This is a genomic window from Alkalicaulis satelles, assembly GCF_008630495.1.
Lineage (GTDB): Bacteria > Pseudomonadota > Alphaproteobacteria > Caulobacterales > Maricaulaceae > Oceanicaulis > Oceanicaulis satelles.
Genome location: NZ_VWOJ01000002.1, coordinates 661,700 through 677,268, shown reverse-complemented (window position 1 = coordinate 677,268; position 15,569 = coordinate 661,700). Strand labels below are relative to the sequence as shown.

General features: G+C 63.7%; 15 protein-coding genes. 6 read left to right on the top strand and 9 right to left on the bottom strand.

Annotation, left to right across the window (positions count from 1 at the left end; genetic code table 11):
* Positions 1-20 precede the first annotated feature (20 nt).
* The 4 genes from F1654_RS08895 to F1654_RS08880 all read right to left on the bottom strand — a co-directional run bounded on the left by F1654_RS08895 (position 21) and on the right by F1654_RS08880 (position 3,158).
* Positions 21-293, bottom strand: coding sequence for an HPr family phosphocarrier protein (locus F1654_RS08895; RefSeq protein ID WP_150023168.1), 273 nt, complete (start codon positions 291-293; stop codon positions 21-23).
* Entirely contained in the window at positions 290-694 is a 405-nt protein-coding gene (locus F1654_RS08890) for a PTS sugar transporter subunit IIA (RefSeq protein WP_150023167.1), read from the bottom strand. The genes F1654_RS08895 and F1654_RS08890 overlap by 4 nt, the downstream gene beginning before the upstream one ends.
* Positions 695-829: 135 nt before the next feature.
* A complete protein-coding gene (locus F1654_RS08885) occupies positions 830-2,485 on the bottom strand; it encodes an ATP-binding protein (protein ID WP_233205199.1) in 1,656 nt (551 codons plus the stop codon).
* Positions 2,454-3,158 (bottom strand): response regulator transcription factor, encoded by a 705-nt coding sequence (locus F1654_RS08880; RefSeq protein ID WP_150023166.1) that lies wholly within the window; start codon positions 3,156-3,158, stop codon positions 2,454-2,456. Before F1654_RS08880 ends, F1654_RS08885 begins: the two co-directional genes overlap by 32 nt.
* 161 nt (positions 3,159-3,319) lie before the next feature.
* Between F1654_RS08880 and F1654_RS08875 the strand changes: the two genes are divergently transcribed.
* Positions 3,320-5,002: a hypothetical protein gene (locus tag F1654_RS08875; RefSeq protein WP_150023165.1), complete on the top strand. Its 1,683-nt coding sequence runs from the start codon at positions 3,320-3,322 to the stop codon at positions 5,000-5,002.
* Positions 5,003-5,061: 59 nt separating this feature from the next.
* Here F1654_RS08875 and F1654_RS08870 read toward each other — a convergent pair whose 3' ends face one another.
* A complete protein-coding gene (locus F1654_RS08870; RefSeq protein ID WP_150023164.1) occupies positions 5,062-6,237 on the bottom strand; it encodes an acyl-CoA dehydrogenase family protein in 1,176 nt (391 codons plus the stop codon).
* A 119-nt stretch (positions 6,238-6,356) separates the two neighbouring features.
* Here F1654_RS08870 and F1654_RS08865 point away from each other — a divergent pair, with 119 nt between their 5' ends.
* Positions 6,357-7,379, top strand: coding sequence for a threonine aldolase family protein (locus F1654_RS08865; RefSeq protein ID WP_150023391.1), 1,023 nt, complete (start codon positions 6,357-6,359; stop codon positions 7,377-7,379).
* A gap of 8 nt (positions 7,380-7,387) precedes the next feature.
* Here the strand turns inward: F1654_RS08865 and F1654_RS08860 are convergent, their stop codons facing one another.
* A complete protein-coding gene (locus F1654_RS08860) occupies positions 7,388-7,903 on the bottom strand; it encodes a response regulator (RefSeq protein ID WP_150023163.1) in 516 nt (171 codons plus the stop codon).
* A 104-nt stretch (positions 7,904-8,007) separates the two neighbouring features.
* Here F1654_RS08860 and uvrB point away from each other — a divergent pair, with 104 nt between their 5' ends.
* The 3 genes from uvrB to F1654_RS08845 all read left to right on the top strand — a co-directional run bounded on the left by uvrB (position 8,008) and on the right by F1654_RS08845 (position 12,253).
* On the top strand, positions 8,008-10,197 hold the full coding sequence (gene uvrB, locus F1654_RS08855; protein WP_150023162.1) for an excinuclease ABC subunit UvrB: 2,190 nt from the start codon (positions 8,008-8,010) through the stop codon (positions 10,195-10,197).
* Between the two features lie 119 nt (positions 10,198-10,316).
* Positions 10,317-11,678, top strand: a complete 1,362-nt coding sequence (locus F1654_RS08850) for an AAA family ATPase (RefSeq protein ID WP_150023161.1) — start codon at positions 10,317-10,319, stop codon at positions 11,676-11,678.
* A gap of 2 nt (positions 11,679-11,680) precedes the next feature.
* Positions 11,681-12,253: a hypothetical protein gene (locus tag F1654_RS08845; RefSeq protein ID WP_233205198.1), complete on the top strand. Its 573-nt coding sequence runs from the start codon at positions 11,681-11,683 to the stop codon at positions 12,251-12,253.
* A 736-nt stretch (positions 12,254-12,989) separates the two neighbouring features.
* On the opposite strand, the gene F1654_RS08840 is transcribed toward F1654_RS08845, so the two are convergent.
* On the bottom strand, positions 12,990-13,322 hold the full coding sequence (locus tag F1654_RS08840) for a hypothetical protein (RefSeq protein WP_233205197.1): 333 nt from the start codon (positions 13,320-13,322) through the stop codon (positions 12,990-12,992).
* Positions 13,323-13,550: 228 nt separating this feature from the next.
* On the opposite strand from F1654_RS08840, the gene F1654_RS08835 reads away from it, so the two are divergent.
* On the top strand, positions 13,551-14,282 hold the full coding sequence (locus F1654_RS08835) for a helix-turn-helix domain-containing protein (RefSeq protein ID WP_150023159.1): 732 nt from the start codon (positions 13,551-13,553) through the stop codon (positions 14,280-14,282).
* A gap of 21 nt (positions 14,283-14,303) precedes the next feature.
* Here the strand turns inward: F1654_RS08835 and F1654_RS08830 are convergent, their stop codons facing one another.
* Entirely contained in the window at positions 14,304-15,173 is an 870-nt protein-coding gene (locus tag F1654_RS08830) for an MBL fold metallo-hydrolase (RefSeq protein WP_150023158.1), read from the bottom strand.
* Between the two features lie 5 nt (positions 15,174-15,178).
* On the bottom strand, positions 15,179-15,547 hold the full coding sequence (locus F1654_RS08825; RefSeq protein WP_150023157.1) for an ArsR/SmtB family transcription factor: 369 nt from the start codon (positions 15,545-15,547) through the stop codon (positions 15,179-15,181).
* Positions 15,548-15,569 lie beyond the last annotated feature (22 nt).

Genomic DNA, 15,569 nt, shown 5'->3' with positions numbered 1-15,569 from the left:
TGGCGCCTGGCGGACCGGTTTCAGCTGAGCTCGCCGAAGCCGGACTCCACCAGCGCCGCCAGTGCGTCGACGGCGCTTTCAGCCGCTTCGCCCTCGGCGCGGATCGTAATCGCCTCACCCGGGCCGGCGGCCAGCATAAGGAGCTCCATGATGGAATCAGCGGCCACTTCCTCGCCCTTGCGCGCCACAGTCACCCGAGCCCCGGTGGCGGCGGCCTCGGCCACGAATTTCGCCGATGCGCGGGCATGCAATCCTTTGGGATTGCAGATGGTCACCGTACGCTCCGCCTTCATGCCGGCCCGTCCATCAGCCGCGACGCCACGGCGATATAGCGCTTGCCCGCATCACTCACGCAATCGGCCAGAGCGGTGAGCGGCAAGCTTCCGCGCGCTTCAGCCAGCTTGATCATCATGGGCAGATTGGCGCCGGCAATGACCTCCACCCGGCCCCGCTCGAGGAGCGAGATGGACAGATTGGAGGGCGTGCCGCCGAACATATCGGTGATCACGATCACGCCTTCGCCCTGATCTGCGCCGCGAATCGCATCGCGAATGTCACCGCGGCGGGTCTCCATATCGTCGTCCGCGCCGATGGAGACCGCCCGGCACGCCTTGAGAGGCCCCACCACGTGCTCGGCGGCCAGGATCAGCTCGTCGGCCAGACGGCCATGGGTGACGACGACGATGCCGATCATGACGGCGCAATCAGTTCCTGTGTCCGTGAGCCGCTTTTCAGGGCGGGCGCTTGTGACAGCCATGTAAGACTGGTTTTTCGTCTGCGAAAAGACCCGGCGGGCAGAAGGGTCACACACTGTGGCGCCAGAGACGCGTCAGCGGGCGGCGGGCAGGTCCACCGTGAACACCGCCCCGCCCCGGGTCCGGTTGCCCGCCCGGATGGTCCCGCCATGGGCGTTGATGATCTGGCGCGCAATGGCCAGGCCCAGCCCGGAATGGGCGCCGAAGGCCGTCCCGTCAGGGCGCTTGGTGTAGAAGCGCTCGAAAATCGATTCCAGCGATTCCTCGGGAATGCCCGGCCCTTCATCCTCCACCGTCACGATCAGGCGCCCATGAGCACCGCCGGCGCGGCGCGCCGTTACGCGCACGCGGGCGCCCTCTGGCGAGAAGGTGCGCGCATTGTCCACCAGATTGATGAAGACGCGGCTGAGCGGGCCTTCATGGCCGCGCATCACAAGCGGCCCGCCCGCAGACTCCAGCACCACTTCTGCGCCGGGTTCATCGGCGTCCGGATCGGGCCGGTAGAGCCCGGCGATATCGCCCAGCAGGCGTTCGAGATCGATGAGGGCGAGATCCTCGCGCGCCAGCTCCGCATCCAGGCGCGAGGCGTTGGAGATGTCGGTGATCAGCCGGTCCAGCCGGCGCACATCATGCTGGATCACCGCGATCAGGCGCGCACGCTGGGCGTCATCGCGGGCCGAGGGCAGGATTTCCGCCGCAGAGCGGATCGAGGTGAGCGGGTTCTTGATCTCGTGGGCCACGTCGGCGGCGAAGCTTTCGATGGCGTCCAGCCGGTCATAGAGCGCATTGGTCATCTGGATGAAGGCGGTGGAAAGCGCGCCGATCTCGTCAATCGTTCGCCCCAGCTGGGGCATGGGCACGCGCGCCCCGCCCGCCAGCCGGACCTGACGGGCCGCATGCGCCAACCGGCTCAAGGGCCGCGCAATGGACACGGTCAGCAGCACCGTGCCCACGAAGATGATCACGAAGGCGGTGAGCAGGAAATAGGTCAGGAAGACCCGCTCCTCAGCGATCAGCTCGTCAAGATCGTAGGATTCATAGGTCACCGTGCCCACCACCGCCTGGATCAGCTGGATGGGCAGGGTGACCGACACCACGCGCGAGCCGTCGGCTGCGCGCCTCACCCCGCGCTGGGGATCGCCGGTCTCGAAGGCCAGCGCCACTTCATCGGCCAGGGTGAGATCGAGATAGGCGCGCGTTTCGCGCGTGGTCCACAGCATGGAAATCCACTCGCCCAGTGGAGCCAGCAGGTCGCCGGCGGGGCGGGACGGGGCGGAGGGGGCTTCGCCCGGCGGCGGCAGGAGCGTGGTCTCCACCTGTCCTGCGATCAGGTCGCTGTCAGCGATGCGCGACGGGCCGGGGGCGTGCAGGATGGCGCGCGACTGGGCGGGCACGTAGAGCGAGGACAGCCGCCGCAGCACTTCGCGCGCCGAATCATTGTCCATGCGCGGGCCGGGCTCGTCGCCATAGACCGCCGTTTCGGTGATCACGCTGGAGATGATCTCGGCCTGGGCGGTGAGGGAGTCCAGCTTGGCGGCCACCAGGCCGCGGCGCGCCTCGGTGATGGCGTACATGCCGATCGCCATGACGATCAGGGCCAGAGCATTGACCCCGGCGATCCACATCCACAGCCGCAAGGGCGGCAGGCGGGTCAAACGCAGCCGCTTGAACGCCCGGCGCAGGCGCGCGCGCAGGGGCTCAAGCCTCCTTGTAACGGTAACCCACGCCATACAGGGTCTCGATGCCGTCGAACTCGGAGTCGACCTCCCGGAATTTCTTGCGGATGCGCTTGATATGGCTGTCGATGGTGCGGTCATCGACATAGACCTGATCGTCATAGGCCGCGTCCATGAGATTGTCGCGGCTCTTCACGAAGCCCGGCCGGTTGGCCAGCGCCTGCAGGATCAGGAATTCGGTCACGGTCAGGCGCACGGGCCGGCCGTCCCAGGTGCAGGCATGGCGGTTGGGGTCCATGATCAGCCGGCCGCGCTGGATCGCCTTCTGGTCGCTCTCGCCCGCTGCGCCCGGCGTATCGGGATCAAACTGGGCGCGGCGCAGCACCGCCTTGACCCGGCGCGCCAGCAGCTGGTGGGAGAACGGTTTGGCGATATAATCGTCCGCACCCAGATCGAGCCCCAGCGCTTCGTCAAACTCACCATCCTTTGAGGTCAGGAAGATCACCGGAAGGTTGGAGGTCTGGCGCACCCGGCGCAACAACTCCAGCCCGTCCATGCGCGGCATCTTGATGTCGAAAATCGCCAGATCGGGTGGTTGGGCCGACAATTCGCCCAGGGCGGCCGCCCCGTCAGTATAGGTGCGCACCGCATAGCCTTCGTTTTCCAGAAAGATCGAGACCGATGTGAGGATGTTCTCGTCATCGTCAACCAGCGCGATCGTGGCCATGGGCGCTCTTTCCTGTTGCAGCGTCGAGCGATTCACTGGCGAACCGCTCCCTTGTCGACGTCTAGCTTATCGGCGCCCGGCGCGCGTGCAAAGCATGGTTACGCGCGGTTAAGCCTGCGGCGCCATTCTGACCCCTGTGATTGAACCGGGGGCAGACCGGCATGGCGGGCAGAGACATCCATTTCGAGGTGTTCGTCAAGAAGCACCGCAAGGCGTCCTGGACGCTGGCCGAAGCCCTGCATGACCGCGACGCCGCCCTGAAGCTGGCGCGCGAACTCAAGGACAAGTCGCCCCAGGGCTCGGTGCGCGTGGTGCGCGAAGTCTGGAGCGCCGAAGAAGGCGCGTTCCGCGGCGGCGCGATTTTCGAGGCCGGCCCCGAGCGCTTCAGCGCATCAGACGAGAAGACCGGCGAGGCGAGCCTGCCTTGCGTTACGCCCTCGGACTTTTTTGGCGCCTCGGCGCGCGACACGATCCGGCGGGTGTTGTCGGGCTGGCTGGAGCGCCGACAGGTCTGCCCGCTTGAGCTGCTCAGCCGGCCAGACCTCATAGAGGATCTCGACGGCTCGGAGACCGATCTCCAGCACGCCGTGCAGAAAGTGGCCATCGCCCGCGCCCAGTCCAGCGACGCGTCGGTCCAAGCCTATGTCAAACTGCTCAACGCCCTGGTGGAACGCGCCACCACCGAGGCCCGGCGCGAGATCAAGGCTGGCAAGGCGCCGCCCAAGGCCAACAGCTTCGCCGAACTGACCGACAAGATTCTCGCCGAAGGGGGGCCGGAGAAGCGTATGCGGCGGGCCATTGCCGACCGGCTGGCCGATGCACGCGATATCAGCGCCAAGACCGTGCTCCTGCTGGACATGCTCGAGGACCTGCCCGCCGCGCCCGAGGCGCGCGCCTTCGCCCTGGCCCAGGCCGACGCCTTCCTGGCTGAAATGCTGAGTTTCGAGAGCGCGGTGAATGCCCTGACCGGTCCCGGCCCGGACGCCGGCGCCCATGTGGAGCGGCTCACCGGCCTTTATGAGGCCAAGCCCGCCCACCCCGATCTGGCCAGCGCCCCGGACGAGGCGCGGCGCCTGGCCGCCCGCTTCGCGGCGCGCGAACTGCCCGATGCGAAGGGCCAGATCGCCAGCCGCATCCTGTCGCTGCTGCGCTCGCCCAAGCGGCTGCGTCCTGACAGCGTGATGCGCGAGATCGAGCTGTCGCGCAAACTCGCCCAGCGCCTGATCATGGTGTCAGGCCCCGATCTGCATCCCGATGCGCTGGTGGAGGCCTTCACCAGCCGGTCCGGGCGATTGCTGGCGCCAGAGGCCGTGGAAGAGGCGCTGGAGGGGTGCATGGGCCCGCCCGAAGCCTTCGACCGGCTGTTCGCCATGGAAGACAATATTGTGGGCGAGACCAACAAGAAGAAGCTCGCCAGCTATATCCGGGCCCGGCTCAAGACGCCGGGCGTTGAAACCTGGTTCCTGCGCGGGCCGGGCCAGCCGCTGGAAAGGCTCTCGCGCCTGACCCAGCTGCAGGCGCGCGCCCTGAAAGGATCCTTCCCCGAAAGCGACAAGGCCGAACTGGTCGAGGCCTTCGACGCGCTGGGACTTCAGATACTGGACGAGACGAAAATTCTGGCGCGGGTGGATGAATCCGGGCGTCCCGCCCTGGACCGGGCCGCCGCCTTGCTCAAGCTGGCCGCTTCGGGCGTACTGCCCCTGGGGCGTTGCCGCCAGGACGCTCAGGGGCGCGCCATGCGGGCGCTGTCATCGGAAATGGGCCGTACCGAAGCCGCCAGCCCGGACGCGCGGCCCAAGTTGGCGCAAATCCAGTCCCTGCTGGCGGGCGGGGAGGCGGCCTAAAGCCTTTTCAGTGAAAGCGGGAACCGGTTTCGCGGTTCGAAAATGCGCCTGAAAGCCGGTCACAGACCCATCTGGCGCACGGCCAGATCGCGCATGATCTCCTCCGACCCGCCGCCAATGGCCATCACCTTGACCTCGCGATAGATGCGCTCCACGGCGCACCCGCGCAGATAACCCGCCCCGCCCAGCACCTGCATCGCCTCGCTGGCGCAGTGCTCGGCCACGCCCGAGGCGAGGAATTTCACCTTGGCCAGGCCCGCCGCCGGCAGCGGGCCGCCCGTCTCGCGCGCGGCGTTGATGGCGGCGGCCAGCACCTGCAGATAGCCGTCCAGCGCATCAATCCGCGCACTCATCTCAGCGATCTTGTGACGGATCACCTGATGGCGGATCAGCGGCTTGCCGAAGGTCTCGCGCTGACGCGCCCAGTCCACCGCGTCATCCAGGCACCGGCGGGCCATGCCCAGGCACCCGGCCGCCAGGGACAGGCGCTCATAATTGAAATTGTCCATCACGGCGAGCAGGCACAGCCCCTCCTCGCCCAGCTGGGCGGAGGCCGGCACGCGGCAGGCGTCAAAATGGAGCGTGGCTGTGTCTGAACACCACCAGCCCATCTTGCGCTCCAGCGGCGTGCGGGCGAACCCCGGCGCCTCACGAGGCACCAGGAAAAGCGAAATGCCGCCAAACCCCTCACCGCCCGTGCGTGCGCCCACCACATACCAGTGCGCCTTGATGCCGCCGGTGATGAAGGTCTTCTCCCCATCAATCAGCCAGTCATCGCCCTCGCGCCGGGCGCTCGTCTTCATGCGCGCGAGATCCGATCCGCCCGACGGCTCGGTCATGGCCAGCGCCCCGCCGACGCGGCCCGAGACGATCTCGGGCAGCACAGCTCGCTTCACGTCTTCGCTGGCCAGCGACAGGATCGGACCGGTCATGATGTTGCGCGCGCCCAGCGAGGCGTTGACTCCGCCCACCCCCGCATAACCCAGCGCCACGCCGGCATCGAGGCGCATGAAGGCGTCGTCAAAGCCCGCCCCGCCGTATTCCTCAGGGATGCCCAGGCCAAACAGGCCCAGCGCGCCGGCCTTTTCGTGCAATTCCCAGGGAAAATCCCCCGCCTCGTCCCAGACGTCAGCATGAGGCGCGATCTCGCGCGCGACAAACCGCTCCACGCTCTCGCGGAAAGCCTGGCGCTCGGGCGTATCGAACGGACGGGCGACGGGATCGGAAACGGGCATGGGCGCTCTCTTGGGCTGGAAGACTCGCGGCGCAGTCTAGACCCCCAAACCCGCCAGAGGCATAGCCCGCAGCGCATGACGCATTGACGCCGCCGCGCGGGCGCGCTCGATTGCCGCTCATGAATTTCCTGTCCGACACCACCGCCCCGGCCCACCCCGTCCTGATCGAGGCGATCGCGCGCGCCAATGAGGGCTTTGCGCCCAGCTATGGCGCTGATCCGTTGAGCGCGCAGGTCACGCAGCGCCTGCGCGATATTTTCGAGACCGATCTGGCGGTTGTGCTGACCGTGTCGGGCACGGCCGCCAATGCGCTGGCCCTGTCTGTGCTGTGCCCATGCGATGCGCAGGTATTGTGCCATGACGAGGCCCATATCCACCGCGACGAGCGCGGCGCGCCGGAGTTTTTCACCGGCGGCGCCAAACTGCTGCCGCTTCAGGGCGAACACGGCAAGATCGATCTCCAGGCGCTGGACAGCGCGCTGGCCCAGTGGCCCGCCGATTTCGTCCACGCCCCGCCTCCGGCCGTGCTGAGCCTGTCCCAGCTCAATGAGGCGGGTTGCGCCTATAGCCTTGATGAACTCCACGTCCTCACGAGCCGGGCGCGCGAGCGTGGCCTGTTCGTACACATGGACGGGGCGCGCTTCGCCAGCGCGCTGGTCTCGCTGGGCTGCACGCCTGCGGAAATGAGCTGGAAAGCCGGCGTGGACGCGCTGTGCCTGGGCGCCACCAAGACCGGGGCGCTGGGCGCGGAAGCGGTAATCCTGTTCCCGTCCGTGATGGACCGCCTGCCCGCCCTGCAGGCGCGGCTCAAGCGGTCCGGCCACATGGCGCCCAAGGCGCGCTTCATGGCCGCCCAGATGGATGCCTGGCTCAAGGGCGATCTCTGGCTGACCCTGGCCCGCCAGGCCAACGCCGCCGCCGCGCGCCTGGCCGAGCGCCTCGCCCGTGCGGACGGCGCCGAACTCGCCCACCCGGCTGACGGCAATGAGGTGTTCGTGCGCCTCACCCCGGCCCTCAGCCAGCGCCTGCGAGACGCCGGCGCGCAATTCTACGCCTGGCCCGACGGTTCAGCCCGCTTTGTCACCAGCTGGTGCACCACCAGTGAAGAGATTGACGCAGTGCTGAAAGCGGCGCGGGGTTAGGCGAAGCCCTAACCGGCGTCCTTGTCCGCGTTCTGCTCGTCCGTGGCGCGGCGCCAGGGGCCGTTATAGCGCGGATCCTGGCGGCGGCGGCGGTCGGGGCCGAAATAGCCGGGCGCCTTGACGAAACGGCGCGGGCGCTCGATCAGCGAGACCAGCCGGTTATACAGATCTACCGGGCGCACCGGCTTGGCCAGATACTCGTTCACGCCCGCATTGATCGCCTCCATCACCCGTTTGCGGTCGGTATGGCCGGACACCATGATGATGGGCAGGTATTTGTTGGGGCTGTCGGACGCGGTGCGGATCAGGCGGGTGAATTCCAGCCCGTCCACATCGCCCAGCATGTAGTCCACCAGCGCCAGGTCGGGATTGGTGCTGCGCATGGTTTCGAACGCATCGGCGGCGTCGCGCGTCTCGGCGATGGCGCGCACGCCGAACCCCTGCAGAATCGTGCGCAGGATGGTGGACATGTGCGCATTGTCCTCAAGGATCAGGACCCGCACGCGATCAAAGCTGCCTGACATGGCTTTCCCGCCCCGGCGTGGACTGGACCCCACACTGCCCGGGCAGGGTTAACCAACACTTGCGCGCCTGTTCAAGCCCGCCGTCACCCGCCATATTGGCCGTCATGGCGCGCATTACCGCAGACGATACGCTGGCCCCGGACGGGGTGTCGGACATGGGTCAGGCGGCCTTTGAGGGCGGACCCCTGCCCGATGGAATCACCGATCCGCTGAGCCTGCCGGCCAGCTGGACGCCCCACCGCCCCGACCGCCCGGACAAGTCCGAGGGCGGCAAGGCCTTCATCCTGGACGCCGAATACCGGCCCGCCGGCGATCAGCCCCAGGCCATCGAGGCCCTGTGCGCGGGCGTGAAGGAGGGCGAGCGCGACCAAGTGCTGCTGGGGGTGACCGGCTCTGGCAAGACCTTCACCATGGCCCAGATCATTGACCGGCTGCAGCGCCCGGCCCTCATCCTGGCGCCCAACAAGACGCTGGCGGCGCAGCTTTATGGCGAGTTCAGATCATTTTTTCCGGAAAATGCGGTGGAGTATTTCGTTTCCTATTATGATTATTACCAGCCTGAAGCCTATGTCCCGCGCACCGACACCTTCATCGAGAAGGATTCCTCCATCAACGAGGCCATAGACCGCATGCGCCATGCGGCCACGCGCTCGGTGCTGGAGCGCGATGACGTCATCATCGTCGCCTCGGTCAGCTGCATTTACGGCATAGGCTCGGTGGAGACCTATACCGCCATGGTATTCGACCTGAAGCGGGGGGAGGAGAAAAATCCCCGCGAGGTGATGCGCCAGCTGGCCGCCCTGCAATACGCCCGCAATGACGCCGCCTTCACCCGCGGCACGTTCCGGGTGCGCGGCGATGTCATCGAGATCTTCCCCGCCCACGCCGACTCCCGCGCCTGGCGCGTCAGCTTTTTCGGCGACGAGATCGAGTCCATTGACGAGTTCGACGTGCTCACCGGCCGCGCCGAGGCGAGCCTGGACGCCGTGCGCGTCTACGCCAACTCCCACTATGTCACCCCGCGCCCCACCCTCAACCAGGCCATCGCCGCCATCAAAACCGAGCTGAAAGAGCGCCTCGACTGGATGGAGGCCAATGGCAAGCTGCTGGAAGCCCAGCGCTTGGCCCAGCGCACCGCCTTCGACCTGGAAATGCTGGAAGCCACCGGCAGCTGCAACGGCATCGAGAACTATTCGCGCTATCTCACCGGCCGCAAGCCCGGCGAGCCGCCGCCCACCTTCTTCGAATACCTGCCCGACAACGCCCTGGTCTTCGTCGACGAGAGCCATGTCACCATCCCGCAGCTGGGCGCCATGTACCGCGGCGACTTCAACCGCAAGCGCACCCTGGCCGAGCACGGCTTCCGCCTGCCCTCCTGCCTGGACAACCGCCCGCTCAAATTCGAGGAATGGGAGGCCATGCGCCCGGCCACCATCCATGTCAGCGCCACGCCGGGCAAATGGGAGCTCAACCAGACCGGCGGCGCCTTCATCGAACAGGTGATCCGCCCCACCGGCCTGATCGACCCGCCGGTGGAAGTCCGCCCCGTGGCCGCCAAGGGCTTCAGCCAGGTCGATGACGTCATCGACGAGGCCCGCGCCGTGGCCGCCAGGGGCCTGCGCACCCTCATCACCACGCTGACCAAACGCATGGCCGAGGACCTGACCGAATACATGCACGAGCAGGGCGTGCGCGTGCGCTACATGCATTCGGACGTGGACACGGTCGAACGCATCGAGCTGATCCGCGATCTGCGCCTGGGCGTCTATGACGTGCTGGTGGGCATCAACCTGCTACGCGAGGGCCTCGACATCCCCGAATGCGGCCTGGTCGCCATTCTCGACGCCGACAAGGAAGGCTTCCTGCGCTCCGAAACCAGCCTCGTCCAGACCATCGGCCGCGCCGCGCGCAACTCGGAAAGCCGCGTCATCCTCTACGCCGACCGCATCACCGGCTCCATGCAGCGCGCCATGGACGAAACCGAACGCCGCCGCACCAAACAGATCGCCCACAACACCGCCCACGGCATCACCCCCACCACCGTGGTGCGCGGCGTCTCCGACGTGCTCCAGGGCGTGATGGAAGAAACCGCCAAGGGCCGGTCAGCGAAGGCGCGGGGGCGCGGGCGGGATAGCAAACGCTTGACGGTTGCAGAAGAACACGCTCCATTTGAACCCAATAATCTGCGGGCGGTCATCGCCGATCTGGAGAAACGCATGCGCGAAGCGGCGGCGAACCTGGAGTTCGAGGAAGCGGCGCGGTTGCGGGATGAGATAAAGCGGTTGGGGGAGTAAGCAGGGGCAAAAAAGTTCAACCTTCCGCTCATATCTCGTGGAAGCTTCTCTACACAAGCCTATACAAATTGGCAAAAATAATAACTAAAGAATGAACATCCCATGGGAAAGTAATTATAATGCTTACAAACATCAAGGTTGACGGATATAGGTCCCTTCACGAATTCGAGATAGCGCTCGAACCGGGATTAAATGTTTTTATTGGCCCAAACGGATCTGGGAAGACAAATATATTTGCCTTTTTCGAATTTGTATCAAATTTATCTAAAATTGGCCTCCGGCGGGCAATCGGTCACTCAGGGGGCGCCCCTGGTGTATTTAGCCACGAGAACCTTCAAAGCGGCTCACCAATCCTCAACTTTACGCTTTATGGCCTGAGCAAAGCTTATGGAAATGAGGCGGAAAGTGGAATTAAATCGTTCCGCTATAGGTATGAGGGGAGCATATATTTTGACAAAACAATCTCAGAGGCACGATTTAGGCGTCAGTCTTTTTCTGTTAAAGCAATGTCACGGCAACCACGGACTTTGTCGCTAATCGCCCCAGACAATGTTGATTGGGACTTCAACGCAGAGATAATAGAAAATAATGAAGGCCCCAAGCCATTTATAACAAAAGTTGAAGTAAAAAATGGCGATCTATTTGATGAATATGTTAGAAAATACCCCAGGGAAGAGTCTATTGATTCAGTAAAGCGGTCTCTATCTTATGCCGCCTACGAACAGGCGTGCATTTTAAGGTCTCTCTCATTAAGCTTCAGCGTTATGCGGTCTATCGAAGCGGATTTGGCAGCTGGATCTCCTTACAATATTGATCCAACCAAAGCCAAAGCTCCTGACGATATTGCAAGTGGGTTTGGTTTGGGATCCGATGGATCAGGTCTAGCAGCGACCCTTCACTCACTCAAACTCGCGCAGGAAGGCCTCCGCCCACAAATCCGTTATATTGGCGGTCAACGCCACCGTGTTTCTCGAAGCGCCTTTAAAATAATATCGAAATACATGAAACTAATTAATACCAGCATAGAATCTATGAATGTAAAATCAGACTATCTCCTTAACAAGCACATAGTTTATTTTCAAATGAAAGTCGATGACAAAAATATTGATATACCACTTTCATCGATGAGTGACGGAACTGCAAAATGGCTTTCTTTAGTCACTGCTCTTCATAGTGAATTTGGTATATTTAGCATTGAAGAGCCAGAAAACTTTCTACACCCTAAGATGCAAAGAGAGCTATTCGATCTGATTAGAGAGAACAGCTCCATATCATCGGGTCGCGGGATTGCTATGGTTTCAACACATAGCATGACTCTGCTCGATTACTGCCAACCTGAAGAGGTGATCGTAACAGACTATAGAGATGGGAGGACTGTCGCATCAAGGCCGAAAAATTCTGAAATTATCCGGGAAGAAATAAAAAATACCGGCTTTGGACTTAGTTATTATGCCCTTGCAGGATCCCTTGGAGATTACTAGATATGATATTTATAGTAGATGGAGATATGGAACGGGATTTCATTGAGGCTATTTGCGGCAGGCGCTTTCCAATAAGGATTATTCCCAATGGCAACACTGTATGTAAAGAACGCTTATGGAAACACATTTCAACTCACCTAAGAGCACTAAGGAATTCTCATCAGTGCGCAATCATCTGGATCGATCATGAATCGAACCCAGAACCGATTGATGAGGTAATTAGTTACCTAAAATTAGAGTGCAAAAATGAATTGGGTCCGGGTTTTGATTTACGCATCGGCATTGCTAATAAAATGAAAGAAAATTGGATGCTTGCAGACGAGATCGCTATGCAAAACCACTACGGGCATGGCTATGTTTATGATCCAGATTATGAGGGCTCCGGCGGAAAAACAAAAATAAAATCCTTTGCAAAAAAATGTGACGACAATTATCTTGAAAGAGTAGACGGGGTTCAAATATTACGTAACTCCTGCATATACAGGATGGCAAGAAATAGCGCTTCTGCTGCAATTTTTTTATCACAAATGCAGGGAATCAATTGCGCGTGGTTTTGGAGAAATGGTCAGCAATAAGATTAATGTAACTTATATTGGTAATTGATTTGGTTTTCATGCTCCATTTTGGAATTATCATAGAATAGACAGAGCGCCCATTTCCCGTCTCAGCCTTCCCCTCAACCCCACAGCCGCCCATTCTCGGCAGCGCTCCGGCGGTTCAAGGCTGACCGGACTGAAGTCCGGGACGGTATGGGGGATTATCACATCAACCCACGCTGCCTTCCCGGGCGACCCCGGACTTGATCCGGGGGAGACCCGGGATCCATCCACCGGTCATTGGCGGCCGCTGCGGCGGTTGGAAACTATGGGGGATGGGTCCCGGATATTTGCTTCGCAAATTCCGGGAAGGCAGATGTGCGGATTGAGGGCGGTGTCACTTTTGCCCTCCCCTTGATGGGGAGGGTGGGCCGGGGCGTCAGCCCCGGGCCGGGTGGGGTGAAGCGCCATACGGTGCAGGATTGTAGGGGCCGCCTTCGGCGGCGCTCCCGCCCGGCATCGCTGCGCTCAGCCACCCTCCCCACGAGGGGGAGGGGGAAATATGTCTTTTTTCCTCCCCTGCTTGCGGGGGAGGTGTCCGCGTAGCGGACGGAGGGGGGATGGGGCGGTTCCGGGTTTGAAGGCGGTGCAGGCGGCGCGGGGCGTTTCCCCCCTCCGGTCCTTCGGACCACCTCCCCCGTAAACGGGGGAGGAAAGGGCGGCTGCATCTCCCCCCTCACCGTTCAGCCCGTCGAACGATCCCCCGGACCAGACTTTACGGCCTCACCCCCGGAAAGCTCCCCACTTCCTGCACCCTTATATCCGGGAAGCTGTCCACATACGCGATGGTGAAGTCGGGAAAGCTGGTGACCTCGCGCCAGCGGCCGCATGAATCGGGGAAGCTGGACACCCACTGGACGCGCAGATCGGGGAAGCTGGTGACGCGCTGGACGCGGATATCGGGAAAACTGGTGACCACCTGGACCCGGCCGTGCAGGGGCTGGCCGTTCCAGGTGCAGTCCGGCGCGATATCGGCCGCACTGGCGCCGCTTACAAGCGCGAGCCCCGCCGCCGCCGCCTGTCCCGCCCCGGTGAGCATCGCCGCCATGAGACGCCTCCCCCTGTCTTGCGCCCGAGCGTGATCGGGCCGGGCTGAACCGGCGGTGAATGGGGGCGCAGGCCATCCCCCCCTTTGCGTTTTCCCGGCGCACGCCGGGACCCAGAGCCGCGGTCTGTCTGGGCCTAGTCTTTCGACGGGGAAACGCCGGTTGTGGCGGGGCGTGAGTTCAGGGGATCGTCCCGGCGCCAATCCCCCTCCCGGCCTGCGGGCCTTATCATGTCACCCATGACAAACTGGCGATGTGATGAGGAACGGGCGGATCTGATCGCGGCGGCGCGCGCGATGCGCGAGGAAGGCGTGGTGATGCACGAGGTCGCCCGCCAGCTGGGCGTGCCGGTCTCCACCCTGCACCGCTGGGCGGCGGAAGGGGGCTGGCGCACCATGGACATGGCCGCGGCGCGCATGCGCGCCGCCTTCGGCGAACGGGCGGAGGCAAGCCCGGCCCCAGGCGAAACCGGAGCGGACACGGCGCCGCAGGCGGAGGGCGGGCCGGAGCCTCACCCTGAGCCCGGACCTGAGCCTCAAGCCGGGCCCGCGCCCGAGCCTCGGCCTGAACCCGGACCGGGGGACGAGCCGGACGCCCCGTATCAGTTCATCTGCCCGATACAGGCCCGGATTGCGGGCGAGCGGGCGATGAAAGCCGCCTTTGCGCTGATGGTGGACGGCGAGCTGAAATCGGCCAGCCAGACCATGCAACTGGCCGAGCGCATGCTGGGCGCCGCCCGGGTGCTGGGGGAGCTGCCCCTGCCGCCGGAGAATGATGAGGCCGCCCGGCGCGAGAGCGAGAAGAACCACGCCGAGCTGACCCGGCGGATCCGCAATCTGGTGAAGATGGCGCTGCGCGGCGAGGTGAGCTGCCTGCCGAAATGGGCGACGTCGAAATCCTTCCTGGCCGACACGCTCTATCCCGACCAGTATAACTGGGACGATACGGCCGAGCAGGAGTGAGGCGCGGGCGCAGCGCGCCGCCTACAGCGCGTCCACCGGGATTTTCAGATAGGTCAGGCCGTTATCGTCCGCCGGGGGGAAGTGGCCGGCGCGCATGTTCACCTGCACCGACGGCAGGATCAGCACCGGCATGGCCAGCGTGGCGTCGCGCTGTTCGCGCATTTTCACGAATTCATCCTCGCTGACGCCCTCATGGACATGGATATTGTGCGCCTTCTGGGCGCCGACCGTGGTCTCCCACTGATAGTCGCTGCGCCCTTCGGGCAGATAGTCGTGGCACATGAACAGGCGCGTCTCGTCCGGCAGGGCGAAGATTTTCCGGATGGAGCGGTAGAGCTGGCGCGCATCGCCGCCGGGGAAATCGCACCGCGCCGTGCCGTAATCGGGCATGAACAGCGTGTCGCCCACAAACCCCGCATCGCCGATCACATAGGTCATGCAGGCCGGCGTGTGGCCGGGCGTGTGGATCGCCTTGGCCTCGATAGAGCCCAGTTGAAACGTCTCGCCGTCCTCGAACAGGCGGTCGAATTGCGAGCCGTCGCGGGCGAACTCGGTGCCGGCGTTGAACACCTTGCCGAACACGTCCTGCACGGTGCGGATATTCGACCCGATGGCCAGCTGCCCGCCGACCTGGTCTTTCAGATAGGGCGCGGCCGAAAGGTGGTCGGCATGCACATGGGTCTCCAGGATCCACTGCACGGTGAGGCCGTTCTCGCGCACATAGGCGATCATCGCATCGGCGCCAGCCTTGGAGGTGCGGCCCGATTTCGGGTCGTAGTCCAGCACCGAATCGACCAGGGCGGCCTGCTTGGTGGCCGGGTCGGACACCACATAGCTCACCGTATGGGTGGCTTCGTCGAAAAAGGCTTTCACATCCGGTCTGGCGGTCATGGCGGTCAGTCCTTGTGGGTTTGCGCCGCTGGGGGCGATTTGAGGTCGGAGGCGAAGGCCGCGCACAGCGCGCCCATCAAAAGCGTGATGCGCGCATCCTTCAGCCGGTAATGCACCGTCTTGCCGTCCCGGCGCGCGGCCACCAGGCCGGCGGCCCGAAGCCGGGCGAGATCACGCGACAGATTGGGCTGGCGCACGCCGGTGCGCTGCTCGATCTGGCTGACCGTGCGCTCGCCCTCCATCAGCTCGCACGCGATCAGCAGGCGGCCGGGATTGGCCAAGAGCTTGAGCAAGCCGCTCACCTCGCCCGCCCGCATGCGCAGCTGGGCGATGTCGATATCCGGGACTGGCTTTGCAGGCGGGACGGAATTCATGGACGGGCCTCTTGCGTTTCGA